This is a genomic window from Acinetobacter sp. FB, assembly GCF_056033405.1.
This window is the reverse complement of sequence record NZ_CM148502.1, coordinates 1,965,791-1,989,864: the sequence shown is the minus strand read 5'-3', so window position 1 is coordinate 1,989,864 and position 24,074 is coordinate 1,965,791. Positions and strand designations below refer to the sequence as shown.

Here is a 24,074-nt window from a genome sequence, read left to right as displayed (position 1 = left end):
CTTAACGTTTTTGTACACGAACTGAACGGAATGCCAATAGCTGTTCTTGATCTGCCCATCCAGCTTTTTCTAATTCGGTCAGAGGTCGAGCTATATTGCGCAATAATGTGGTTGCATTTTCTGCCGCAGTTTTGAGTTGTCCTGCGATTAATGTTTCTACATAGATATATTCAGGAAGATCTGGATCATCTTTGATACCAGGACGTACCTCAACAATACCCAACTCATTAAAATGGGCAATCATGCGCAGCATCACTTCTGCAGTATTTGCATCTTTAATTGCACGAAGCCAATTTAGACGTTGATTAAATGCTGCAATTCGTTCTTCTCTTGGCAAATCTAGGTTCATTACTTTTTGATAATCTTGTTCAGTCAATACATGGTTTGGAACTCGCGCAGCCCAGAAAGTTGGTAAATACGGATCAAAGTCTGGATCATAGCCTGAACGGCAGAATGCAGTATCACCTTGCCATGGAATTGCCATCCATCTTGTTATGCTTCCGGCAGTTTGTGCATACAATGGTCCATCAACCTGTTGTACTTTAATCGGAGTCATGGTCGAACCATAATAAGGCTCTGGTTCTGAACTTGGACGTAATCGAATACGGAAAGGGGCACTGTACATACTGGCATGACGCATTGGCCAAGTCATTTCACAACCTGGGTGGAATGTATCTGCCAAACAATAATGTAAAGCGGCTTGATCGAGCATATTTGGTTGTTGTGCTAATGGTACTTGATCAATTGATGTTGGTACTGTAGGTGTTTCAGTTGTCCAATCATTGATGAATTTACCATTTACCCAATGTTGTAAGATTCCTTGTTGTAGACCTGTCATGGTGAGCATGTTACCTGTACCATTTTCAGGGAAGCTACCAAAAGCATCACCATAAATCCAAGGCCAAATATGTGGCCACGTCACTGGTTCAGCAACTGACGGTTTTAATGGTCTGAAGCTATGAAGAATCGCACGACGTAATTCGCTATATGGGTCCGGATCAGTAGCTTGTTCAGGTTTAAATGACAACTTGGCTAACAAAGACGGATTGGTGAAATCCATTGGACAGCCTTTACCGAAATAAGCTGCAAAGCCTTTGTTTACCCACTGTAAGCCACCTAGACGTTGTAACAGAGGTAAAATGTCTTTAGTAAATGAAGGCATTTCAGGCATACTCATCCAGCCAGCATTAACATAAACATCACACATCAGGTCATACATTGTTCTCCAACTTACAACATCGGGTGCGTAATTGGGTGGAGCTACAACAACCCAAGCGGATTCAACAGGAATACTAATTCCATTAATTGACACCGTTGCTGTTACTGGACCATCTGAAGTGTCATCATACCAGTCATTGGCGTTGTTAAAGCTTGGTGGGTTTTCTGGGTCATATACAGGTGCATCAGTTGGTGAAGCTGCTTTTCCGTGTCCTCCTAAGAAAATTAAACGACCATTTTCATCAGTTTGAATCTCTCCAAGAGGTACGGTAACGGGTTGATCAGCAGCAGCTTGAAACGTACCTGTATCAAAACGATGTTCAGCACCACCTGATACATTACGACCAAAAATACTGCGCGGTCCTGGATCTATTGCTAATTTTTTACGATCTTTTACGGTTGGATTACGTAATGTAAAAGCATTATCTGGAGCATTCACAGCTTCTGGAATATCAAGCGCATATTGGAATTGATACCATTCGGCTTTACGATTCGCAACGTGTACGGTCCAAACAATATCTGCATTATCAGGAGTTAATTCGCGTACCACTTCGCCTGCTGCGTTGTAACCATAAATGCGAAAACGGGCTGCTTGTCTTTTAATTGCACCTGTAGCATCACGATAAGAATTAGGTTGTTGATTTAAATCGGCTGGTGCATCGACAACTTCAGGTCCAATAAAAAACTCGTTTATGCTATCACCAACCCGTGCAATTCCAATAGCAGGATGAATCGCTGCACGAACAATATCCGTATCAACAGCATTTGCAGGTGATATTAATGGACGAGGTGTGTCTGGTTCACCTTGTGGCACACCATTAACATTACGACGTAATTCTGCGGAGGCTGCATAAACCACACGTCGCGCATCAGCAATAGAACCAACAGGAGCATGTTCTGCTGTCACACGCCAGATATTCATTGCTAGATTTTCGCCGTATTCTGCTTGACCACGTGCGCTGATATCTTGAATAGGAATAACAATATCCGCAACATGGATAGGTGGACTCAGATCTTCCGGCCAGACTACAGTTGCTTCATCTAAAGGCATTTGTTCTGGAGCCGTTCTTAGCTGAATCATGAATCGAAAACGAGCTTCTGAATTTTTTAATCTAGTGTTCAGGTCGGTGGCGAGATATGAGGGATCATTCGGTGAGTGAGTAGGGGGATCTAAATAGAATGTCGGTTCAATTTTATATTTGACATATTGATCCTCTCCAAAACGGAAGGGTAAACCGCTCCAATAAGGTGATGCCAATACACTTGCGACTGGTTTTGCCATTGCATCAAGCAATTCAGACGTCTTTGGATGTGCCTTAAGATATGGATCATAATCGCCATCAACAACGCCAGCCTTAGTGAATTCGCGCATATCTTTAGCTGTATCAACAAAGAATGCATCAAAGTTTTGTAAGATGAAATCGAAGGTATCGGCATGAGGATTACCGAGTAATTTTTCCCCAGCAACATCAAATAATTTAATTCCGATACCCAGTGTGGATTTATAGTCTGTACGAGTAGGTGTGGTATCTGATGAGAATCGAATCCATGTTGGATAACTTTTGCCTAAATTTGCAAATAGACCAACACGCAAATTTTCAGGGAGATCACTACGAACAACGAATTCTGCTGCTGCCACACCGTGCGGTTTCAGAAATACAGGACGCATAGCAGGGCATTGACCTTTGGCAATACGTCCAGCTTGTACCATATCTACGAACATCGCTTTTAGAGATTCAATTGGGTCAGTAGAGCAGTCTACACAAGGTGCACTTTCAGACGTAATTGATTTTAGATGGTCCATATTTATCCCTTATTATTTTTAAAATTATTTATAAAGTGTATTGCCGATAAGAAATTACAGAAAAGGATTTATATGGTCAATACATGTCCTATAAAAACAGTTCTGTATTTTTTAAATTATTGTTTTTTAATAAATTATTTATTTTTCGACCGTTTTTTTAAATCTGATAAGTTTTATTAAATAAAGAATTGATAATGATAATTGATATTGTTGTTAGCGCTAATAAAATATAGGTTTTAAATCGTGGGACTAAATATTTAAGCTAAAATAGTTTTTTTATTATTTAGATAATTTTAATTAATTATTAGTTTTAGGCTGTTTTGTATAAAAATATAATAATGGGTTTAAAGTCAATATTTATGAAATAAAAAATAAAATGCAAATTGGATCACATTTTATTTTTATTCCGATATTTATTTTTAGTAATAGTTAGCAGTTATAACTGTACTTTTTTGGTCAGGTAATTGTTCAATACTAATCTCAGTTGTATAGTTTTTCTGTGATTTATTCTTTAAGTTTTGGATTAAACTCACTATTTCTTCATTTTTTTTGCTTGAAATGTTGGCTATTTCACAGTCTTGGTTGGTTTGATTTAAAGAGCATGTATCTTCAACAATACTTCCACTGATTTGAATGGTATTTGCTGAATAAGCCATCGAAGTAAATGCAATTAATGATGAACCCAATAGAATTTTATAAATATTTTTATACATGAATATTTCCTATATATAATGTATTTATTGTTAATTAACATGAAATTTATTATTAAGGCAATATTGAAATTAATTATGATAAAAATATTTATTTAAAATGTGATGTATGTTTAATTTTTCTTGGGTAATGATAATCTTGGCGTGTTTTTAATTATATATACAGTATCAATATTTTTTTATTTTGTGTGATTTATTTCAAATAAATAAAAACCCCAAGGCTATGACTAGATTTGGGGTTGGGTAAATTGGGAATTAAAGTTTTAATCGTACTGAATGGTAACCGTTGCCATCGCCCGTACAGTTCCAGCAGTGACAGTTGTTGCAGTTTGATAGTAACGAGCAGCTAATGGAACATTGTATTGAATCACTTCATTTGATTTAACCGTACCCAGTGCAAGTTTGTCGCCACGAGCAATCACCTTATTGATGTTTTGGTAATTTGAGATCAATTGAACCCCAACACCATTCGCTTTCGTTGCAATCGGTGCGGTATTGGTTAAAACTTGGTTATTACTGCCATCTTGGGTGTAATCGAAGCTTAAACTAACCTGAGTTTTTTCTTCGTAACCTGTTGGGTTGATACCACCATTACATAAGATATTCAAATCAAATGCTTGTTCACCTTGAGTCGAACCAACCCCTTTAAAACCAGATTTCATTACTGTTGGAAGTTGAACTGTTTTATTGATGTTACCTTGTAGCTCACATGAAGAAGAAGCAATAGTAATGGCGTTACCATAAACAGTACTGGTTAACAATGGACGACTGTTTTGTCCAGTCACGTAATAGGTACTATATCTACCCGGAACAAGGGCACCAGATCCAGTTTGTGATGCTGTTTTAACAATCTCAACAACAAAGTAGCCTTGTGCTAAATTGTAAACCGTTCCTGATGAAAGACTGCGCGAGTAGGGATAATATCCAGAGAAATTGGTTGCATTTTCGGCTTCGCGATATAGTCGAATACCAATTCCTGCAATATTGGTTGAATAAATACTATCGCCTAAAGGACTGATTGGATAACTTTGAGATAAATCTGCGTAAATTCGATCAGCACTTGAATTACATCTTAGTGTTGAGCCATTGGGATTGATTGGAAACGTTGCTTTACGCAAAATAGTCCCAACAGGATCACTTGGGCGGACAACCACGCGACCTACAGCCATAGAAATATCAACTGTACTGAAGCCTGAGCTGAGTGTACAAAATGCATTGGTCGCCGTATTAAAACCAAAACCTGCCGTAAATAAAGCACCAGTAATTAGAATTTTCTTCATTTACAAATTGCCTCAGTCATGATCATATTTTGTTGATCTTTATCTAGTTGAGAACGAACATCATAGCTCACCTGACATTGCTCAGACGCTTCATCACCCCAGTTAACGTAAAGCGTATCTTGAGGTAATTTTGTTCGAACATAAATTAGGCTTCCTTGTGCAACCATGCCCACAGCTTCTTTGTCTTTGTTATAGACTTGAGCAGCAAAAGGTAAACTTTCTCCATTTGCCTGTTTGCTTTGGATATAGATTGCATAACCAGTTTTTGTTGAAAAATCAACTTTTGCAATTGCACCTGCAAAAGGAGCAATACGTTGGCTAGTTTCCTCTAGTTCAACATTTGTAGACATGTTTTGAGGGTCAAGGGTAATGTCATTTAAACGATATGGCGTAATATAAGGAATAACAGCATAACCCGCTTTATTAATACTTAAACCAACGGTATTACCGACTTTTGCACCTGCAGCGTCTGGTGCATAAACTAGAACCATGGTTTGCCCTTGATCTGGTCCAAATAAGACGCCTTGAGAATGTGCAACAATACTACCGCTTAGACTTAACATTGCTTGTTGATAGTCTTCTGCATAACTATAAGATCCGCCGACTGTTGCAAAATTAGTTCTATAACGACTATTGACGTTAAAGCTAGGATCATTACGATCTTGGTGAGACATACTCGCACCGTAGCTGAAACGATCACCTACCACGCCACTTACACCCACAGTACGATTATTATCTGCAATGGTGGTATTCACGTTCGCAGAGTTTTTCTTGAAGCTTAGCGGGAAGGAGATTGTCGCTAAATATTCAGTATCTTGGTCACTACGATTTGAGCCATATTCTATTTGACGATTAACTGCTGAAATACCGTAAGTAATACCCTGATAATTATTACTATAACCAATTTGGTACTGCTTGGTTGATTCGCTGCGATTCCAATAATCAATCCATGAACCAACAACATAGACATTACCCCAACCTTCAGGTAGTCCTTGGTTCAGCGTAATTTGGAACTCACTACGTTGTTTACCAACGGCATAAGTATTTTCGCCTTTTTCTTCAAGGTCACGAATTAAAATTGCATCACGAAGGTTGTAATAGTTTTCTGTAGAGTAGCGATATGCTGCAAGTGTTAAATTCGTATCCGTTGGAGCAATTAATTTACTGTAACTTAAGCGAAAACTCTGACCAGATTGAGACTCTTGTTTTTTGAAATCTGCTTGTGAGTGTGTTACGTCTAGAGAAATTGCACCTATTGGTGTAGCAAAAGCGGCTCCAATGAGTGCAGATCCATAATCTTCTGCTAATTGGAAACCAGTATATGCTGTTAGGTAGTTATTAACACCTCGCTGATATTTACCTTGCGTTACCCACGGCGTTAAATCTATATCTCGGTCGCGAAATTCACCCGCTGTGAGTGAGTAACGGCTTAAACCGGGACGTAGCATTTGAACAACTGAGGCATAAGGCACAGCGAATTTTTGAATTTCACCGTTTGATTCAATAACCGAAACTTCGAGTTCGCCGCCAAATCCAGTTGGATATAAATCATTAATTTCAAAACGGCCAGGAGCTACAGTGGTTTGATAAATCAATTGACCTTGTTGTCGAATCTCAACTTTTGCGTTAGTTTTTGCATTACCACGGATCTGAGGCGCATAACCAATCATACTGTTTGGCAGCATCCGATCATCACTAGAAAAATCGACACCACGATACCCAAAAGAATCAAAAATTTCGCCGTTAGTAAAACTATCACCTAAAGTGAGAACGCCACGATAATTTGGAAAAGCACGTTGGGCATAGCTACTGACAGCTTCGTAATTTGAGCCTTTTTTTTCTGATTCTTTGTTATCTTGCCACTGCCATTGACCGTTATGTCTAAATTGCCAACCACCGATGTTGGCGCCGGTTGTTAGACCAATAAAAGCATTCGTCGTTTCTTGTTGACCGGAAGATTTGTTAAATGTTTTATAAGCACTTCCGTTATACGACAAAAAGCCAGCATTAATACCTCGATCCCAGACACTCGGATCGACATAACCCTGCGCATTTTTTTGTAATGCGATTTGTGGAATAGAAACATCAATTCGTAGGCGTGAGGTATCAAAATCGTAATAAGCATTTTCTACCCATTCTTCGATTTTATAACACGCATTTGGAGCTGTCGTTTCGGTACGATTGATCAAAACTTCTTGTTTTACACCATATTCAAGTAATGAATTGGCGGTAAAACATGTGTAAGCATTTTGATTTTGTTCAGTAGAGCGAAAAACCATCCGTTTTTTACCAAACCAGTTTCCATTGATATAAACATCAACGCTATATTCACCTGGTAGGACTGGATTACCATATTTAAAACGTGAAATATCAACTTTTTGAGCATCACCCATTAAGAAAACAGAGTCAAATTCTGCTTCCATTGGTGCTTGTTCTTTTGTTTGTTCTGCTGAGTAAACAGCCATAGGCATCGTAATTGTAATTATCCCAGAAGTAAGGTAATAACAAATACGACGTTTAAGGAACTTAGCAGAAGCTTTCTTATTTGACATAATTCTTTCGCCTATTCAACGATAGGTACTCAATAATGTATCGCTTGGTAAGTAAATATCTTTGTTATTGAAGCTTAATTTGGTGCTCAATACGACCGCCATAGTCATTAATACTAATAAAGCTTAGTTTTTCAGTATTTGCAGTTTTTAACTGCACTTTATCTTCGCTAAAAGGCGATAGCATTAAGCCTTTAGGTAAGAGATCAACTGGCTGAGTACCATTAAGTTGATATACGGCAGTCATCGTAACGTGAAATGGGGTTGGATTTTTGACCGTTAAGGTCTGACCATTTCTAATCCATTGCAGTTTTTCAGCAGCTAAATTAGCGTCTTCTTTAATACCAGCAGGTCGGTAGAAAAATTTAATACGTGAACGGATTGCAAGTTGCAAAAAATTATCTGGAACCGCTTCTTTGCTATTTGCTGTTGGTCTTGGTGGAATATCTAATACATTTAACCAATATACCGTTTCTTTTTTCTGATCTAATTGTGTTGCGCTTGGAAGAGCTGCGATACGAAGAGATTGACTCTTAGTTGGATCGACACGAGAGATAGGTGGGGTAATCATAAATGGAACTTTAGATTGGTCTGGTGTACTTTTAGGGTCACCATCATCAATCCATGCTTGAACAAGCGATGGTTTTGAACCATTGTTACTTACTTGCAAAGTCACTTCACGAGCGTCAGACGGATACACAACGCGAGTACCATGTAAGATAATTTCTGCTTGAGCTGTGCTTACAGCAAAAACGGAAGATATTGCTAAACCAAGCAAAATATTGTAACTGTTCAATGTCATTTATACTTACTCTATTACCGCAATATATTTTTATAACAAACTGCGAATTTCTAAATTTTAGAAATTCGCAGAGATTATCAATAAATTATTGATAAATGATTGTGTACTGAACTGAAGTACTTACTTTACCAGCAGTAGAAGCGCCAGTTGCATAGTATTCAGCATAGTAGTTCAAGTCAGCGCTACCATTGTCTACAACGTCAACCCATTGAGAGTTCGCTTGAGCACCATTTGAACCTGTTGCAAGTACAGGAATAAATTGGTTGTTGCTACCTAACAATTGAACTTTAACGTTATTTGCACCACCAACAGCTTGGTTATTTAAACGACCTGTAGAGAAGTCAACAGTTGCACCTGGTTCAAAATAAGTTGCAACTTTACCTTTTGAACATTGGTCAAGTTTGATTTGGAAAGGGGTACGGCCAGCAACATCACCTGTAGCAGCTAATGTTTGTTTAGAAACTGTTGGAAGAGTAACAGTAAAATCTTTGCCCGCGGGAGTGACAATTTTACAAGTTTGGTCAGTAACTAAACCATTAATAGTGATAGTACCATCAGCGGCTTGAGCGTTAGCAATACCTACAACTGAAAGAGTAGCGATCAAAGCAAGTTTTTTCATAATAATTTCTCTAATACATCAGCTTAAAGTTTGAATTAGATTACTTTTTCAGTTAATTATTGCGCTGAATAAGTAATGTGCGAAATATATCATTTAAATTAAAAAATGCAAACTGTGTCACATTTTTGTGTTTTTGCTTGATGCTAAAAATTTAGAAAAAATAACTCATTGTTTATTTTATAGTTCTTTTTTAAAACGATTTTTGTTTTGTGAATTTTAGATAAATTACGTGAAATTTAATGTCTTATTTTGTAAGTAATAATGCATTATTTGTTTATTTTTTATTCAAAATAGCCGTTTTTTTATATTAATTTTTTATTACAGCTTCAAAATAACGAATGAAAAATGAGCACTAGAATTACATTCTTAACAAAAACGCCAAACTTTCTTTAAGAATTTTTTAAGGTTGAATCCTTAGTTTTTTAGTCATGATTAGATGAAAAATACATCGAAAGGAGCTACTCATGAATATGCTTTATACACATAAACCAAACTACTATTTCTTTGCTCATAAGTTTGTTCTCTTCTTGGAAAGTTATCTAAAAGCGCATCCTTTTGAACAGCAAACAAGTTTTAACTTACATACAATTTACGATTTGTTTAGTCATGATCGTGCATCGAGCACTACGAATTTAGAAGGTATTTTAAATATTGCTGATGAATATGTACTTGAAACTGACGAAGGTTCACAGCCACTGATTCGTAGCTATCATTTGCATTTGGATAATCATGTATTAACACTCGAATTTAATCCTAAAGCAATTGAAAGCTTAAAGGCAGGTCAAATTATTGTGAGTCCTTTGGCAGCTTAATTAATCTATTATCATTTCCTCTTTTATACACTTAGCTATTAATCTCCTTTGGCTAAGTGTTTTTTTTACAAGCTGCATAAAAGCTATTGATTGTTTATGATAAATAGATCAAGCAAAGATATTTGAATAGTATGGATAAAGATTTTAAGTCAGAAACTTATAAAGTCGATGAATGTATAACGGATACCATTCTATGGTTGATGCAGCATCAGGATATTTTTGATTCTTTCCATTTTGATGTACATACTCAAGAGTTGTCAGTCACACATGCAGCAGGTGTGGATATCATTCGTGTAGGAATGTTTTTAAATGCCAGATACGGCATTTTAGTGACATCAATTTAATATGATCGAAAAAAAGCCTTGTCAAATAACAAGGCTTTTTTTATTTATGCACTCATAGCATCTACGGATAGTTCAGCAACAGTTGGTTTCGGTTTTTCTGCTGTTAAACCTAATTTAGCAAATAGGATTTGATCTTTACCTTCTCCAGCATTAGGCGTAGTTAATAACTTATCACCAGAGAAAAGCGAGTTTGCACCTGCCATGAATGCAAGCGCTTGATCTGAATCACTGAGTGATTCGCGTCCTGCCGATAATCGAATATAACTATGAGGCATAATAATGCGAGCAACAGCAATAGTACGAATCCATTCGGTCACATCTAACTTTTCAACTTCAGCAAGCGGTGTACCTTCAATCGGTACAAGCATATTGATTGGCACTGATTCAGGATGTACAGGCATAGTTGCAAGTTCTTGTAATAAACCAATACGGTCATTACGACTTTCACCTAAGCCAACGATACCACCACTACATACTTTCATACCCGCTTGACGCACATGATCTAATGTATCTAAACGATCATCAAAAGTACGCGTACTAATAATATGTGAATAGTATTCACGAGAGGTATCAAGGTTATGGTTGTAATAATCTAAACCTGCATCTTTTAAGCGTTCAGCTTGTGACTGATTCAGCATACCTAAAGTCATACAAGTTTCTAAACCAAGTGCTTTTACTTCACGAACCATTTCTAATACATAGGGCATATCTCGTTCGTGTGGATTACGCCAAGCAGCGCCCATACAGAAACGTGAAGAACCAGAATCTTTTGCTGTTTGAGCTTCACGAATGACTTTATCTACTGCAATACGCTTTTCTGCTTCTAGTTTTGAGTCGTAATGTGCAGATTGAGAACAATACTTACAATCTTCTGGGCATTTACCTGTTTTGATTGAAAGCAGTGTGCTGACTTGAATGGTATTTGGCTGAAAATGCTCACGATGAACATTTTGTGCTTTGAATACTAAGTCTAGAAAAGGTTGATCATATAAAGCTTGGATTTCATCACGAGTCCAGTCATTACGTAAAGTCATTGTTATATCCATGATGATTGATTACAAACATTGAGATTAATCATACAGAAATCGTGCCAAAGCCAAAGGGCAAAAAACATCATTTTTCTATTCAGGTACGTTTATTCGCTGCAATTGTTGTTGAATTGCCCACTCAATATGTACATTGACAATCTCATCGTGTAGAACTTTTGCTTCTTGCAATTGGCTCACGATTTCAGCCGAGTATGGAGCATTTCCTAAGCCGATTGCAATATTCCGTTTAAAGGATTGATAGCCTGTGCGGCGAATTGGACTACCTTCTGTTTTAGCAAGAAAAGTCGCTTCATCCCATTGCCAGATCTCTAACAAGCTAATGTCATCTAAACTATGTCTTGGGTCAAAGTCTGGAATTGACGCAGTTTTAGCAAAGCCATTCCACGGACAAATCAACTGACAATCATCACAACCAAAAATACGATTACCTATACCTGAACGTAACTCTTCAGGAATTATTCCTTTATATTCAATAGTTAAGTAAGCAATACATTTCCTTGCATCCAACATATAAGGCTCAACAATGGCTTGTGTTGGGCAAATGTCGATGCAAGCAGTACATGAGCCACAATGGGCTGTTGCGGGTTGATCAAATGGGAGGTCAAGCGAAGTAAATAGCTCACCCAAAACGAAGAAAGAACCTGATTTTTTATGAATCAGTAAGGTATGTTTTCCTGTCCAACCCATACCTGCACTTTCAGCAAGTGATTTTTCAAAAATAGGTGCTGAGTCCGCAAACGGGCGTGACTCGAAATCGCCTACTTTTTCTTTAATACGAGTGGCTAAAGTTTTAAGTCGTCCTCGCATGACTTTATGATAGTCACGTCCACGCGCGTAGCGTGCAATAATGGCTGAATTTGGTTCAAATGGTACATAACGGGGCTTAGGTGATGCCACAAGATAGTTCATCCGCACACAAATAATGCTTTTAGTCCCAGGCACAAGCAATGTTGGATCAGCACGTTTTTCTAAATTCTCTTGCAAATAGTGCATATCAGCATGGTAACCCCGTTTTAAATATTCTTTAAAACGTGGCATTTGATCTTGAGCATCAGGTTTGGCAATGACACAATCAGAAAAGCCCAAGTCTAAAGCTTGAGTTTTTATCCATTTTTTAAGTTCTTGAGGATCAAGCTGCTGAAGCTCAATTTTATCAAGTGATTTTCCAGAGGATGTGGTTGAAGCCATAAACCAATAATTAGGGGATAACATGCAACGTTCAGTTTACCATAGCCAAAGCATTCAAGCATGGGAGCAGCGTTGGTTTGCGCAGCAAAATTCATCTTTAGGACTGATGCAACAAGCCGCTTGGACAATCTCACAACAGTTAATTGAACCATTTAATAAAAATAAAATTCAAAAGATCGCAATTTGGTGTGGACAAGGTAATAACGCAGGTGACGGTTACTATATCGCTGCTTTTCTAAAGCAACATGGATTTTACATCACGGTTTATGCAGCTGAACTCGGTCAATCTTTAGATTTAAAACAAGCTGTACAATATGCACTGTTAAATCGAGTTGATATTCAAAGTATCGATTATTTATTGTCGGAAAATGCGAATCACCAAGAAATTCCAACTTTTGATTGTCATATTGATACTCTGTTTGGCATAGGTCTCAATCGAATGTTGGATCAAAAATGGCAGTCGATCATCCAGTTATTTAACTCACAGATTGGTTTAAAGATTGCTATCGATATTCCGAGTGGACTACATGCCAATACAGGTCAAGCTTTGCCATGTGTAATACAAGCCGATCAGACCTTTACAATTTTAGGTTATAAGGCAGGGCTGTTTACTGGGCAAGGCAAGGAATATGTGGGAAAGCTGCATTTGGTTAGCTTGATCCCAATTGATGCAGAATTAAAACCACTTGCATATCTATCACCTGAAAAAATTGTATTACCGAAACGCCAAGCTTTTGGACATAAAGGAAGTTATGGGCATGTGCTTGTCGTTGGTGGTCATGCGGATATGGGCGGAGCGGTGATTATGTCTGCTGAAGCAGCGTTTCATGCTGGAGCAGGAAAAGTCAGTGTGGTCTGTCATGCCAAGCATCATCAAGCTATTTTGAGCCGTTCACCAAATATTATGGTTCGAGATATTAATGTTTTAGATCAAGGGACAATTCAGCAGTTGTTAAAGCAAGTTGATGCCGTGTGTTTTGGTATGGGCTTAGGGCGAGATGAGTGGGCAGAGCAGGTTTATCTAGAGTGGTTCAATTTACTCAATCAAAATTCACATTTAGAAGTGGTATTAGATGCGGATGGGTTGTGGTTTTTGGCAAAACATCCACAACAATTAAATACTCATGTTTACGCAACCCCACATTCTGGTGAAGCAGCAACTTTATTGGGTTGTTCAGCAAGTGATATTGAGCAAGATCGTATTGTTGCGATTCATAATTTACAACAAAAATATGCAGGGCAATGGGTGCTTAAAGGGGCAGGTAGCTTGGTCTTAGAAGCTGAATTATTTATCTGTACCCAAGGCAATGCAGGAATGGGTACAGGAGGAATGGGGGATGTGCTTGCAGGTATGATTGCCAGTTTAAAAGCACAATTTCATGAGCAAGTCGCATTGCATGAAATTGTAAGCTTACATGCACATGCAGGGGATTTACTTGCTGAACATGGAATGCGTGGTTTACAAGCACATGACATGGGGAAAGTGATTTATAATGTGGTGAATATGCAATACTCAACATTCATTCGAAAATAATTAATCCCATAAATGTTGGTAATAGGTTGAAAACAAGACTAAACCTTCATCAATTTTGATTTCATCTTCTATTGAGTGAGCACCAGCTAGAACCAATTCGTAGGAGAGAATCATTTTATTTAAATAATCCAACCAAATTTGATTGAGTTGAGTATCAGTAAAATTATCACTATTTCCTTTACTAACCACCCAAGTTGGTAGTGACATATTTTTTCCTTTGAAAACCAACTTTTGATATGATCTCAATATAGGAAGTACTTTGTGCGCAATTTCTTTTTTAGGGTCAGCATAATATGAGGTTGGAATAAAACCATATCCTTTAGCTAAATTCTCTAATTTATCTCTCAAATTAAAATATGGCTCAGCTATTTTGTTGAATAATATTTGCATAATCATACTATTTAAATGTTCTCTTATATTATTTGTGTTGCATGCCTTTAGATAATTTAATCTAATTTTTCAATTATTTAACGCCTTCTACTACTTGAGCGACTCCGTCCACGAGCCATACCACCGAGCGCATTTAACACCGCCATTTTGCTCATACTGCCTGAAGCATGGGCATGACAGATTGCAGCAGCTAACGCATCGGCTGCATCAGCCTGTGGTTGAATGCTTAGGTTCAATAAACGCATTACCATCATTTGTACTTGCTCTTTTTCAGCAGCGCCGTAACCTACCACTGACTGTTTGATTTGACGAGCAGTATATTCCGCGACTTGTAGGTCTAAATTGACCAACGCCGCAATTGCCGCACCACGAGCTTGTCCAAGTTTTAACGCAGAATCAGGGTTCTGTGCCATGAAAACTTGTTCAACGGCAGCTTCAGTAGGCCCGTGAAATTTAACAATACGTTCAACACCTGCAAAAATACGTTTTAGTCGTTCAGGCATTGCTTGAGTTTCGGTGCGAATGGTTCCTGCATCGACAAAACGTAGTTTATTGCCATCTTTTTCGATAATTCCATAACCTGTTAAGCGTGAACCAGGATCAATACCAATAATTAATGACATGTCGAACTATAAAAATAAAAGATTGTTGATATTGTTACATAGCAGGCTTTTCGATGCATAATATTTTTGTAGGATTTTGAATTATAAGAAAATAGTGGATTTATTAAACAGAGTTAGTTTTATTGAGTACATATTCCAAAATTCGGTCTCTTTTGAACAGATCAACTAATAAGGCTTATTTTGATTTGTTTTTAATCAATTTGTATTTAATTTGAGCGTTACGCAGTAAATTATGTGATTTTTCTAAAAAAAATTTGCATTGTGGGGGAGATGGGCGTATAAAGCATCTCATTGATCAAACATGTTGATCAAGATGTTGATGCGGGATGGAGCAGTCTGGTAGCTCGTCGGGCTCATAACCCGAAGGTCGTTGGTTCAAATCCAGCTCCCGCTACCACTTTAAAGTTAATTGAATATTAGCTCTGTGATTATTGAATTGTTGTTATCTGAAAGATTAGACAGCAATTAAGTTAGCTGAAATAACCCTAAAGAAAGCTAAAAATTATTAGATTCTAGAATTGTAGTTTACCTCTCTCCATATATCTAGCGTTATAGTAAATCCAAATCGATCACTTGAGCTCATAAATGAGTGATTTTGTGTTGAAAATTATTAATGAATGGCGTGTAGCCAAAGCCAGCAATGGCAATGAAATTTGTGTGCAAATTATCCCGATGAAACGTCAACAAAATACGTTGGATGGTTTCAAATGGGTAGAGGTTGGAAAGAAAGTCCAGCTAGAGTCGGGTCGAGAAGTCGATTTTAATCTAGATGGGAAAAGCTTCTATACCGATGTTAATCAGCTTTATCGATTAATATAGATAATTTACGCACTTGAAGTATCTATTGGTTAAAGATAGATTGGGTTAAATCAATATTCATAATTTGATTTAATTCATAAATGAACAAAGTTTAAAGGTTTAAAAGTATGTCTGATACAGTTACTGGTACTGTTAAATGGTTTAACGAAACTAAAGGTTTTGGTTTCATTCAAGCTGATTCTGGCCAAGATGTTTTTGCTCACTTCAGCGAAATCCAAAGCAATGGTTTTAAGGTATTAAACGAAGGCCAACGCGTTTCGTTTGTACTTGGTCAAGGTAAAAAAGGACCACAAGCAACTACAATTAAAGTTATCTAATAAGATTGCTTGAAAAAAAAAGCTCACTTTATGTGGGCTTTTTTTTATATCTAAAAACTATCTTTTGATTTCTAGTTGTGCTTTGCATGAGATGCTAAGCTTTATAGAGGTTGATCTTCTGCCTAAAAGCCGAATTTTGTATAAGAAAGCAATCAGTAAATTTGTATATAAGAAAATCTTAAATGGGAAAGATAAAATATTTTTTATGATCACTTGTCAGTAAATCTTAACTTTTATAGGTTGTGTAACTACACCATCAACGCTAATTTTTTGATTTAGAAAAGAATATTGTTTTACATAATTTGGTTTATTAAAGTTTAACCTCATTCACTCAAGAGATAAAACTTTCAATACTTTCATTGATCCACTATCTCGTATGACTTAAAATTTGCTATGCTTGCAGTATCTGTCAAATAAAGATAGATTAAGTTAAGTCAGAATGAAAATTTTGATTTAATTTATAAATGAACAAATTTTAAAAGGTTTAAAAGTATGTCTGATACAGTTACTGGTACTGTTAAGTGGTTTAACGAAACTAAAGGTTTTGGTTTCATTCAAGCTGATTCTGGTCAAGATGTTTTTGCTCACTTCAGCGAAATCCAAAGCAAAGGTTTTAAAGTATTACAAGAAGGCCAACGCGTTTCTTTCGTACTTGGTCAAGGTAAGAAAGGACCACAAGCAACTCTCATCACTGTTATCTAATTTTTAGACCAGTAAAAAAAGCTCACATATGTGGGCTTTTTTGATGTTTTTTGTGTGCGGAAAAAGCATCCAAATAATTTTTAAATATAATTATTTGATTGAAATAAATGAAATTTTACAATTTTTGAAATATTGAAAGCTATTGTTTTTTAAGAGGATTTTTAAATAATACAACCATTAGATCTCAATTTTTCATCTACAGTTAGATAATGTTTGTGCCGAAAAAGTAAAGTGGTGTATATTAAATAATAACTAGAAGAATAACACTGTTGATTCAGAAAATCTTTCATCTCGTAGTTTAGATAAACCTCTCGTGTTATCAGATTTAATCTCAGAGTTTATGATTCCAAGTTACTTGCTATAAGCATTCCAAATATTTCTAATAGGTTAAGTATATGTCTAACACTGTGACTGGTACAGTTAAATGGTTCAATGAAACTAAAGGTTTTGGCTTTATTCATGCGGATTCTGGGCAAGATGTATTTGCTCATTTTAGTGAAATCCAAAGTAACGGTTTTAAGGTTTTACACGAAGGGCAACGTGTTTCATTCACTATTGCTGATGGTAAAAAAGGACCTCAAGCAACTGGTATTACAGTAATTGCTCAAAACTAAACATCTAATTAAAAAAGCTCACTATTGTGAGCTTTTTTAATTTTCGGATAGTATCTATAAATTTTAATCATCATTATTTCTTGCAATGTACCTATTTTTGTCACAATTTAACCTATTGGTTAAAAAATTGCCCTAGCATGTTATTAGACTTTTTGCTAATTTTAACTGGTGGATTATTTAGGCAAATTAACAATTGCCGTACATTAAATGAGCGCAAAGTTATGGAAAACTTAGAGCAATTGACTCAAGGGTTTGAGCAAGAGGTTCATGTACATTGTAAACGATCTATAGGTACGTTGTTGTTTAGTTTCGTAGTTTTGATCGCAACGAGCTTCTAGTGAAAAAAGCACCTTAGGGTGCTTTTTTATTAATAACAATTGATCAGTAAGCCGTAAGTCTCTGTTGAGTAGTTTATATTATTATTTTTTAAATATTTGATAATATTAATGTTCAAAATAACTTAGTTATAAAATTTTAATAATCTTTATATTTTAACAGCAATAAAAATGACTATTAAGATTGAGCTTTAAACTATATCTAAATATTCACTCTATGCTAGGCTTAAGAAAAAAGGGTAAGCCTATGGATGACATCGAAATAAAAGATTTCTCAGCTCTGACTGGATATACAAATGCCATTTTAGCAATCGATGAGTGGCTTGAACACAAACCTTATTTCTATGTGATTAAGGATCAGTATTTGATTGATGAGGCTATTCGTGTTGAATATATCATTATTCAATAATTTTGAATTTAGAGGAGCTTATAAATGAAAAAAAATTAGTTTTAATACTTTTAATGGTGGTTAGTAATACGGTTGTTGCTGGGGAAATTTACAAATGTACGATAAAAGGTGCCGTCACTTATCAAGCAAAACGTTGCAGTGGAACAGGAAGTAAGCTAAATATTTCGCAAGCCTATAGTCCAAATACATCTAAGGAAAGTATGCAAGAGAAAACGAGTGGTGCGAAAGAATCTGATGCTGCTAAAAAAGCTGGATTGGCGATTGCTCAGGAAGCCTATCAAATGACAAAAAACCGATAGTTTATAGACTTATCTATTATTTATTGTTGATCTGAGATTGGGTTTTTTGTTTCAAATAATAGACATAATATTTTGATTTATTTGTTATCTTTAGATTTTTGCAAGATTTCAAATTATGAAAAAAAATCTATTTTTAGCTTTAGCAATTACTTCATTAACAGCGTGTTCTTCAACACCCAGCAAAGATGTTACTCAACCTAAAATTGGTATGGCAAATCCTGCAAGCCAATACTGCGTTGAACAAGGAGGCCAGCTTGAGATTCGTAATGAGGCAAATGGTCAGGCTGGATATTGTAAATTACCTAATGGGCAGGTGATTGAGGAATGGGCATTTTTCCGTGCAAATCAAAATAAATGTGTTGCTGATGAAGCACAAAAACTTGTAGGGCAGTCTGGTTTAACCGAACAGCAAATTAAGCAAAAAACCAAGTCCGAAATTGTGCGCAGTGTAGGACCAAATCAGCCAGTAACGATGGATTATCGTGAAAATCGAGTGACGGTAACGATTGATCCGCAATCTAAAAAAATCCTTAGTGCCAATTGTGGTTAATTTATAAAATAAGTCTTTGCTTTCAAGTTGGTATCTAACAATTTGAAAGCTTTTCTCATCTAAATGAAAGATAGACCTTGATAAATCTATTTTTGTACCCATCAATTATAACATTGCAGTAATATTTTTCGTTTTGGCTTTGACCAAAAGTATAATCACTGTATTTATTTTCTAATTTTTGATATAGACGAAACTTTGACATGAATCTACTTCTTATCGTAGTGTTTGGCGCAATTGCTGAGATATTAGTATGGATCGGCGTGGGCGACCTTGCTGGGAGTATGTGGTACGTATTCTTTTGGTTTGTTATAACTTTTTTCGTGGGTTTGAATCTCGTTCGTTCTAGTACATCTAATATCATGCCGCAATTGCAACAAATGCAGATGACAGGTCAACTTGGAGCTGATCCTGCTGTTACTAAGAAATTAGCAATTGCAATGTCGGGTTTCTTGTTGATGATTCCTGGTTTAATTTCTGATGTATTGGCTGTATTGGTTTTAATTCCTTCAGTTCAAACAGCGTTTAGAAATATGTTGATGAAAGCAATGGCAAAGCGTCAACAGGCGATGATGGATCAAATGATGGGTGGAATGGGTGGTAATGCTGCTGGTCAGAATCCATTTGCTGATCTCATGCGTCAAATGCAGGACATGCAGAATCAACAACAACATGGTGGTCAATATCGTGACTCAACCATTATTGATGGCGAAGCGAGAGAAGTTAAACCTGATCAAAAGAAGATTGAATTCAAAGATGTTAATTAGTTGTTGATACGCTTAAAAAGCACATCCTAGTTGATGTGCTTTTTTTATGTTTCATTTTTTATCCTTTGCTCTTGTTTAGATTCTGTTTTGTCTGGTGTTTGTTGTTCTTTGCTCTGAGGTTGATAGTGGGTGGGAGGGAGATTTGTTATCTCATTTTCAGATTGTTTATATGAACGACTTCGATTAGCTCGTTCACGAAATCCACCTTTATTGATCAATTGAGCCATATTGATGTCATCTATGATTTGAAAGATATATTTTAACAAATTATGTGAAAGATCAAAATAATACTGAGCGTTAGTTGAATCTAGCTTTGTATATCTTCTTTACAATGTATCCAAGAGAATTGTTAATTTGAATGAATTGCCTTTAAAACTAGATTGAATTCTGATTTTTTTTCTCATAGGATAAAAGTGTGACGAAAGAAATTGTTGTAAAAAGAAAATAAAAAATAGTAAGTGGAAGGAGGAATGATGTTATATCAATATCATTGCGCATGTTGTGACAAGGTAGTCGCTTCAACAGATAAGGAATGCCCTTATTGTGGTTCTCAGCATATTAGAAGTCCTTATGGTTTATGGATGTTCTGTGTGGCTGCGTGTTTTGTAGTTGTACTTGTAATTAAGATGGTACATGTATATTCATTACATCATGAGGAAGATCAACCAACTCAGACAAGTTCTTTATTTGAAATATTTAAACAAGATAGTGCTGAATCTAATAAATAATAACAAATAAAAAAGTTCGCAATGTGCGAACTTTTTTGTGAGCGATAAACTTATAGTCCCGCAGCATCTTTAAGAACTTCGACTTTATCAGTCTTTTCCCAAGTAAATGCAGAATCTGAACCTTCACGACCAAAGTGACCATAAGCAGCTGTTTGTTTATACATTGGCTGAATTAGGTTCAACATACGAGTGATGCCGTATGGACGTAAATCAAAGTGTTCACGAACCAATTGAATAATTAATTCGTCTGATACTTTACCTGTATTGAAAGTATTGATTGAAATCGAAGTTGGTTCAGCGACACCAATTGCATAACTTACTTGGATTTCACATTTATCCGCTAAACCAGCCGCAACAATATTTTTTGCAACATAACGACCTGCATAGGCCGCAGAACGGTCAACTTTTGATGGATCTTTACCAGAGAAAGCACCACCACCATGACGTGCCATACCGCCATAAGTATCGACAATAATCTTACGACCAGTTAGACCACAGTCACCAACTGGACCACCAATCACAAACATACCTGTTGGATTGATATGGAATTTTGTACCCGCATGGAACATTTCAGCAGGAATAATCGGTTTTACGATTTCTTCAATCACAGCTTCTTTTAAGTTAGCTTGACTAATTTCAGGATCGTGCTGAGTTGAAAGTACCACAGCATCTAGACGAACTGGCATACCATTTTCATAAGCAAATGTTACTTGGCTCTTCGCATCTGGGCGCAACCAAGGTAAAGCACCTGAACGGCGTAATTCTGCTTGACGCTCCATTAACCGGTGCGCATAAGAAATTGGGGCAGGCATGAGCACATCTGTCTCACGGCTTGCATAACCGAACATTAAGCCTTGGTCACCCGCACCTTGATCTTCTGGCTTTTGGCGATCAACACCTTGAGCAATCTCTGGAGATTGTTTACCGATCATATTGATCACGGCACAAGTTGATCCGTCGAAACCTAAATCAGAGTGATGATAGCCAATACCATTTACGGTTTGACGCACAATTGCTTCAAAGTCGACATTTGCTGTCGTTGTAATTTCACCAGCAAGAACAACCGCACCTGTTTTTACTAATGTTTCACAAGCGACACGCGCATACGGGTCTTCTTTTAGGATTGCATCTAAAATAGCATCACTAATTTGGTCAGCCATTTTGTCTGGATGACCTTCGCTTACAGATTCTGAAGTAAAAACAGCATACTCGCGCATGAACGTCCTATCATGGTTATTTTCAAAAAGACAGAGTATGTTACATCGACTTGGCGGATAGGACTAGCATAAGCTGACTAAAATGCATGAATTTATTTCATTTTCATTGTGTTTTTATTGATATGTGTATCAGTAAAACTAATATTAATGCTTTAATTAATAAAGTTTTTCTGAATTGTAAATTTTCATATTGGAATGAATGCATTTTAGTGGTTGTTTAGATGGTGAGCATTTATATAAAGAATTGTATTTGAATGATCAAAATATAAGAAATATCGTGTATTGCACTTTACCCCATCTTGTTTTTTTAAGACAATAGTCGCAGTTTTTGAAAGATGATTTCTCATCTTCTCTCATCTTATTTGATTTAATCGGATTCTGACTTATGACAACCCCTTTAAATGAACGTCGTATTGCAAATGCAATTCGTGTCTTGGCTATGGATGCTGTGCAACAAGCAAACTCAGGGCATCCTGGTGCTCCAATGGGGATGGCAGATATCGCTGATGTAGTTTGGCGCGAATTTTTAAATCATAACCCAAGTAACCCTCAATGGGCGAACCGTGACCGTTTCGTATTATCGAATGGTCATGGCTCAATGTTGCAATATGCGTTATTGCATTTGACGGGTTATGAATTATCTATTGAAGATTTAAAACAGTTCCGTCAATTACACTCTAAAACTCCAGGTCATCCAGAATTGGGTTATGCACCTGGTATCGAAACCACAACAGGTCCATTGGGTCAAGGTATTGCCAATGCTGTTGGTTTTGCTTTGGCTGAAAGAACTTTAGCTGCACAATTTAACAAAGATGGTTTAAACGTCGTTGATCACTTCACTTACTGCTTCTTGGGTGATGGCTGCTTGATGGAAGGTATTTCTCACGAAGTATGTTCACTTGCGGGTACTTTAGGTCTAGGTAAGCTGATTGCCTACTATGACGACAACGGTATTTCGATTGATGGTGAAGTAGAAGGTTGGTTCAGTGATGATACTGAACAACGTTTCAAAGCCTATGGTTGGCAAGTGCTTCGCGTAGATGGTCATGATGCTGATGCGATTCGTCAAGCAACTGTTGAAGCGAAAGCTGAAAGCAATAAGCCAACAATTATTATCTGTAAAACGATTATTGGTTTAGGCTCACCAAACAAACAAGGTAAAGAAGATTGCCACGGTGCGCCGTTGGGTAAAGACGAAATCGCTTTAACACGTGAAGCATTAGGCTGGAAAGAAGACGCATTTGTTATTCCTGAAGATGTTTATGCAGCTTGGGATGCAAAAGCAAAAGGTCAAACATCTGAAACAGCTTGGAATGAATTATTTGCTCAATACCAAGCAAAATATCCAACTGAAGCGGCTGAATTATTACGTCGTATCAACGGTGATTTACCTGCTGAATTTGCTGCACAGGCAGATGCATTTATTGCTGAAACAAATGCAAAAGCAGAAACCATTGCAACACGTAAAGCCAGCCAAAATACTTTACAGGCATTCGGTCCTTTACTTCCTGAATTATTAGGTGGTTCTGCTGACTTGGCTGGCTCTAACTTAACACTTTGGAAAGGTTGCCAAGGCGTACAAGAAAATCCAGCGGGTAACTACGTGTATTACGGTGTTCGTGAATTCGGTATGACTGCAATTGCGAATGGTGTGGCTTTACACGGTGGTTTTGTTCCTTACGTTGCAACATTCTTAATGTTTATGGAATATGCACGTAATGCTGTACGTATGTCTGCATTGATGAAGCAACGTGTGATTCATGTTTATACACATGATTCAATTGGTTTAGGTGAAGATGGTCCTACGCATCAACCAATCGAACAAATTGCATCGTTACGCGGTACACCAAACTTAAATACTTGGCGTCCATGCGATACAGTTGAAGCTGCAATTTCTTGGAAATCTGCGTTACAACGTAAAGATGGTCCAACCGCATTAATTTTCTCTCGTCAGAACTTGCCATTCCAAGCACGTAATGAAGCTCAAATTCAAAACGCTGCAAAAGGTGGTTATGTACTTGCAGAAGAAAAAGGTGAGTTGAAAGCAATCATTATTGCGACTGGTTCAGAAGTTTCATTGGCGATGGAAGCATATGCACAGCTTGAAGGTGTGCGTGTAGTGTCTATGCCATGTGCTGAAGAGTTTATGAAGCAAGATGCTGCATATCGTGAAGCTGTATTACCTGCACATATCCGTGCGCGTGTAGCGGTTGAAGCGGCTCATGTGGATTACTGGTGGAAGTTTGTTGGTTTAGATGGCAAAGTGATCGGTATGACCACTTACGGTGAATCTGCACCAGCAAAAGACTTGTTCCAATTCTTCGGTATCACTACTGACGCAGTTGTAACTGCGGTTAAAGAATTGACTGCTTAATCAAATTAAGTGGTATAAAAAAGC

Annotated in this window: 25 protein-coding genes and 1 tRNA gene; 14 read left to right on the top strand and 12 right to left on the bottom strand. The window is 37.0% G+C overall.

The features are described from left to right. Position 1: 1 nt before the first annotated feature. The 6 genes from AC0JIQ_RS09335 to AC0JIQ_RS09310 form a co-directional block, all read right to left on the bottom strand. Complete coding sequence (locus AC0JIQ_RS09335; protein WP_474201462.1) at positions 2–3,022, bottom strand: LodA/GoxA family CTQ-dependent oxidase; 3,021 nt, start codon at positions 3,020–3,022, stop codon at positions 2–4. Between the two features lie 419 nt (positions 3,023–3,441). Then, a complete protein-coding gene (locus AC0JIQ_RS09330) occupies positions 3,442–3,735 on the bottom strand; it encodes a type 1 fimbrial protein (RefSeq protein ID WP_474201461.1) in 294 nt (97 codons plus the stop codon). A 260-nt stretch (positions 3,736–3,995) separates the two neighbouring features. Beyond that, a complete protein-coding gene (locus tag AC0JIQ_RS09325) occupies positions 3,996–5,012 on the bottom strand; it encodes a fimbrial protein (RefSeq protein ID WP_474201460.1) in 1,017 nt (338 codons plus the stop codon). Then, positions 5,009–7,564, bottom strand: a complete 2,556-nt coding sequence (locus AC0JIQ_RS09320) for a fimbria/pilus outer membrane usher protein (RefSeq protein ID WP_474201459.1) — start codon at positions 7,562–7,564, stop codon at positions 5,009–5,011. The genes AC0JIQ_RS09325 and AC0JIQ_RS09320 overlap by 4 nt, the downstream gene beginning before the upstream one ends. Positions 7,565–7,628: 64 nt before the next feature. Further along, entirely contained in the window at positions 7,629–8,363 is a 735-nt protein-coding gene (locus tag AC0JIQ_RS09315) for a fimbrial biogenesis chaperone (RefSeq protein ID WP_005215826.1), read from the bottom strand. Between the two features lie 85 nt (positions 8,364–8,448). After that, positions 8,449–8,982, bottom strand: a complete 534-nt coding sequence (locus tag AC0JIQ_RS09310; protein WP_005215828.1) for a fimbrial protein — start codon at positions 8,980–8,982, stop codon at positions 8,449–8,451. Positions 8,983–9,446: 464 nt separating this feature from the next. Here AC0JIQ_RS09310 and AC0JIQ_RS09305 point away from each other — a divergent pair, with 464 nt between their 5' ends. After that, complete coding sequence (locus AC0JIQ_RS09305) at positions 9,447–9,794, top strand: hypothetical protein (RefSeq protein ID WP_474201458.1); 348 nt, start codon at positions 9,447–9,449, stop codon at positions 9,792–9,794. Positions 9,795–9,925: 131 nt separating this feature from the next. Further along, entirely contained in the window at positions 9,926–10,138 is a 213-nt protein-coding gene (locus AC0JIQ_RS09300; protein ID WP_474201457.1) for a hypothetical protein, read from the top strand. Positions 10,139–10,182: 44 nt separating this feature from the next. Here AC0JIQ_RS09300 and bioB read toward each other — a convergent pair whose 3' ends face one another. Together bioB and queG are read right to left on the bottom strand one after the other, a co-directional pair. Beyond that, positions 10,183–11,172: a biotin synthase BioB gene (bioB, locus tag AC0JIQ_RS09295; RefSeq protein ID WP_474201456.1), complete on the bottom strand. Its 990-nt coding sequence runs from the start codon at positions 11,170–11,172 to the stop codon at positions 10,183–10,185. 87 nt (positions 11,173–11,259) lie between these two features. Then, positions 11,260–12,375: a tRNA epoxyqueuosine(34) reductase QueG gene (queG, locus tag AC0JIQ_RS09290; RefSeq protein WP_346512103.1), complete on the bottom strand. Its 1,116-nt coding sequence runs from the start codon at positions 12,373–12,375 to the stop codon at positions 11,260–11,262. Positions 12,376–12,397: 22 nt separating this feature from the next. Between queG and AC0JIQ_RS09285 the strand changes: the two genes are divergently transcribed. Further along, a complete protein-coding gene (locus AC0JIQ_RS09285; protein WP_346512088.1) occupies positions 12,398–13,909 on the top strand; it encodes an NAD(P)H-hydrate dehydratase in 1,512 nt (503 codons plus the stop codon). On the opposite strand, the gene AC0JIQ_RS09280 is transcribed toward AC0JIQ_RS09285, so the two are convergent. Next, positions 13,910–14,305, bottom strand: coding sequence for a hypothetical protein (locus tag AC0JIQ_RS09280; RefSeq protein WP_346512087.1), 396 nt, complete (start codon positions 14,303–14,305; stop codon positions 13,910–13,912). It abuts the gene before it with no gap. Positions 14,306–14,376: 71 nt separating this feature from the next. Continuing rightward, on the bottom strand, positions 14,377–14,922 hold the full coding sequence (ruvC, locus tag AC0JIQ_RS09275) for a crossover junction endodeoxyribonuclease RuvC (RefSeq protein WP_005159580.1): 546 nt from the start codon (positions 14,920–14,922) through the stop codon (positions 14,377–14,379). A gap of 320 nt (positions 14,923–15,242) precedes the next feature. Between ruvC and AC0JIQ_RS09270 the strand changes: the two genes are divergently transcribed. The 9 genes from AC0JIQ_RS09270 to AC0JIQ_RS09230 all read left to right on the top strand — a co-directional run bounded on the left by AC0JIQ_RS09270 (position 15,243) and on the right by AC0JIQ_RS09230 (position 19,731). Next, positions 15,243–15,319, top strand: a tRNA-Met gene (locus AC0JIQ_RS09270). 188 nt (positions 15,320–15,507) lie between these two features. Further along, positions 15,508–15,741: a transposase gene (locus AC0JIQ_RS09265; protein ID WP_346512086.1), complete on the top strand. Its 234-nt coding sequence runs from the start codon at positions 15,508–15,510 to the stop codon at positions 15,739–15,741. A 107-nt stretch (positions 15,742–15,848) separates the two neighbouring features. Further along, complete coding sequence (locus AC0JIQ_RS09260) at positions 15,849–16,058, top strand: cold-shock protein (protein ID WP_004661816.1); 210 nt, start codon at positions 15,849–15,851, stop codon at positions 16,056–16,058. A gap of 492 nt (positions 16,059–16,550) precedes the next feature. Next, positions 16,551–16,760, top strand: a complete 210-nt coding sequence (locus AC0JIQ_RS09255) for a cold-shock protein (RefSeq protein ID WP_004661817.1) — start codon at positions 16,551–16,553, stop codon at positions 16,758–16,760. Positions 16,761–17,155: 395 nt separating this feature from the next. Beyond that, the gene (locus AC0JIQ_RS09250) at positions 17,156–17,374 is read left to right on the top strand and encodes a cold-shock protein (protein WP_004661818.1); all 219 of its coding nucleotides are present in this window, start codon (positions 17,156–17,158) and stop codon (positions 17,372–17,374) included. Positions 17,375–17,956: 582 nt separating this feature from the next. Continuing rightward, a complete protein-coding gene (locus tag AC0JIQ_RS09245) occupies positions 17,957–18,118 on the top strand; it encodes a hypothetical protein (protein ID WP_004661819.1) in 162 nt (53 codons plus the stop codon). A 53-nt stretch (positions 18,119–18,171) separates the two neighbouring features. Beyond that, on the top strand, positions 18,172–18,417 hold the full coding sequence (locus AC0JIQ_RS09240) for a hypothetical protein (protein WP_474201455.1): 246 nt from the start codon (positions 18,172–18,174) through the stop codon (positions 18,415–18,417). A gap of 115 nt (positions 18,418–18,532) precedes the next feature. Then, a complete protein-coding gene (locus AC0JIQ_RS09235; RefSeq protein WP_474201454.1) occupies positions 18,533–18,967 on the top strand; it encodes a putative hemolysin in 435 nt (144 codons plus the stop codon). 200 nt (positions 18,968–19,167) lie between these two features. Next, positions 19,168–19,731 carry an FxsA family protein gene (locus AC0JIQ_RS09230; RefSeq protein ID WP_474201453.1) on the top strand — a complete coding sequence of 188 codons (564 nt, stop codon included), beginning with the start codon at positions 19,168–19,170 and terminating at the stop codon, positions 19,729–19,731. Positions 19,732–19,775: 44 nt separating this feature from the next. Here AC0JIQ_RS09230 and AC0JIQ_RS09225 read toward each other — a convergent pair whose 3' ends face one another. After that, positions 19,776–19,958, bottom strand: a complete 183-nt coding sequence (locus tag AC0JIQ_RS09225) for a hypothetical protein (protein WP_474201452.1) — start codon at positions 19,956–19,958, stop codon at positions 19,776–19,778. 243 nt (positions 19,959–20,201) lie between these two features. On the opposite strand from AC0JIQ_RS09225, the gene AC0JIQ_RS09220 reads away from it, so the two are divergent. Continuing rightward, on the top strand, positions 20,202–20,459 hold the full coding sequence (locus tag AC0JIQ_RS09220) for a hypothetical protein (RefSeq protein ID WP_474201451.1): 258 nt from the start codon (positions 20,202–20,204) through the stop codon (positions 20,457–20,459). 50 nt (positions 20,460–20,509) lie between these two features. Here the strand turns inward: AC0JIQ_RS09220 and metK are convergent, their stop codons facing one another. Further along, positions 20,510–21,676 carry a methionine adenosyltransferase gene (gene metK, locus AC0JIQ_RS09215; RefSeq protein ID WP_004661829.1) on the bottom strand — a complete coding sequence of 389 codons (1,167 nt, stop codon included), beginning with the start codon at positions 21,674–21,676 and terminating at the stop codon, positions 20,510–20,512. A 385-nt stretch (positions 21,677–22,061) separates the two neighbouring features. Between metK and tkt the strand changes: the two genes are divergently transcribed. Beyond that, positions 22,062–24,050: a transketolase gene (gene tkt, locus AC0JIQ_RS09210; protein ID WP_474201450.1), complete on the top strand. Its 1,989-nt coding sequence runs from the start codon at positions 22,062–22,064 to the stop codon at positions 24,048–24,050. Positions 24,051–24,074: the final 24 nt, after the last annotated feature.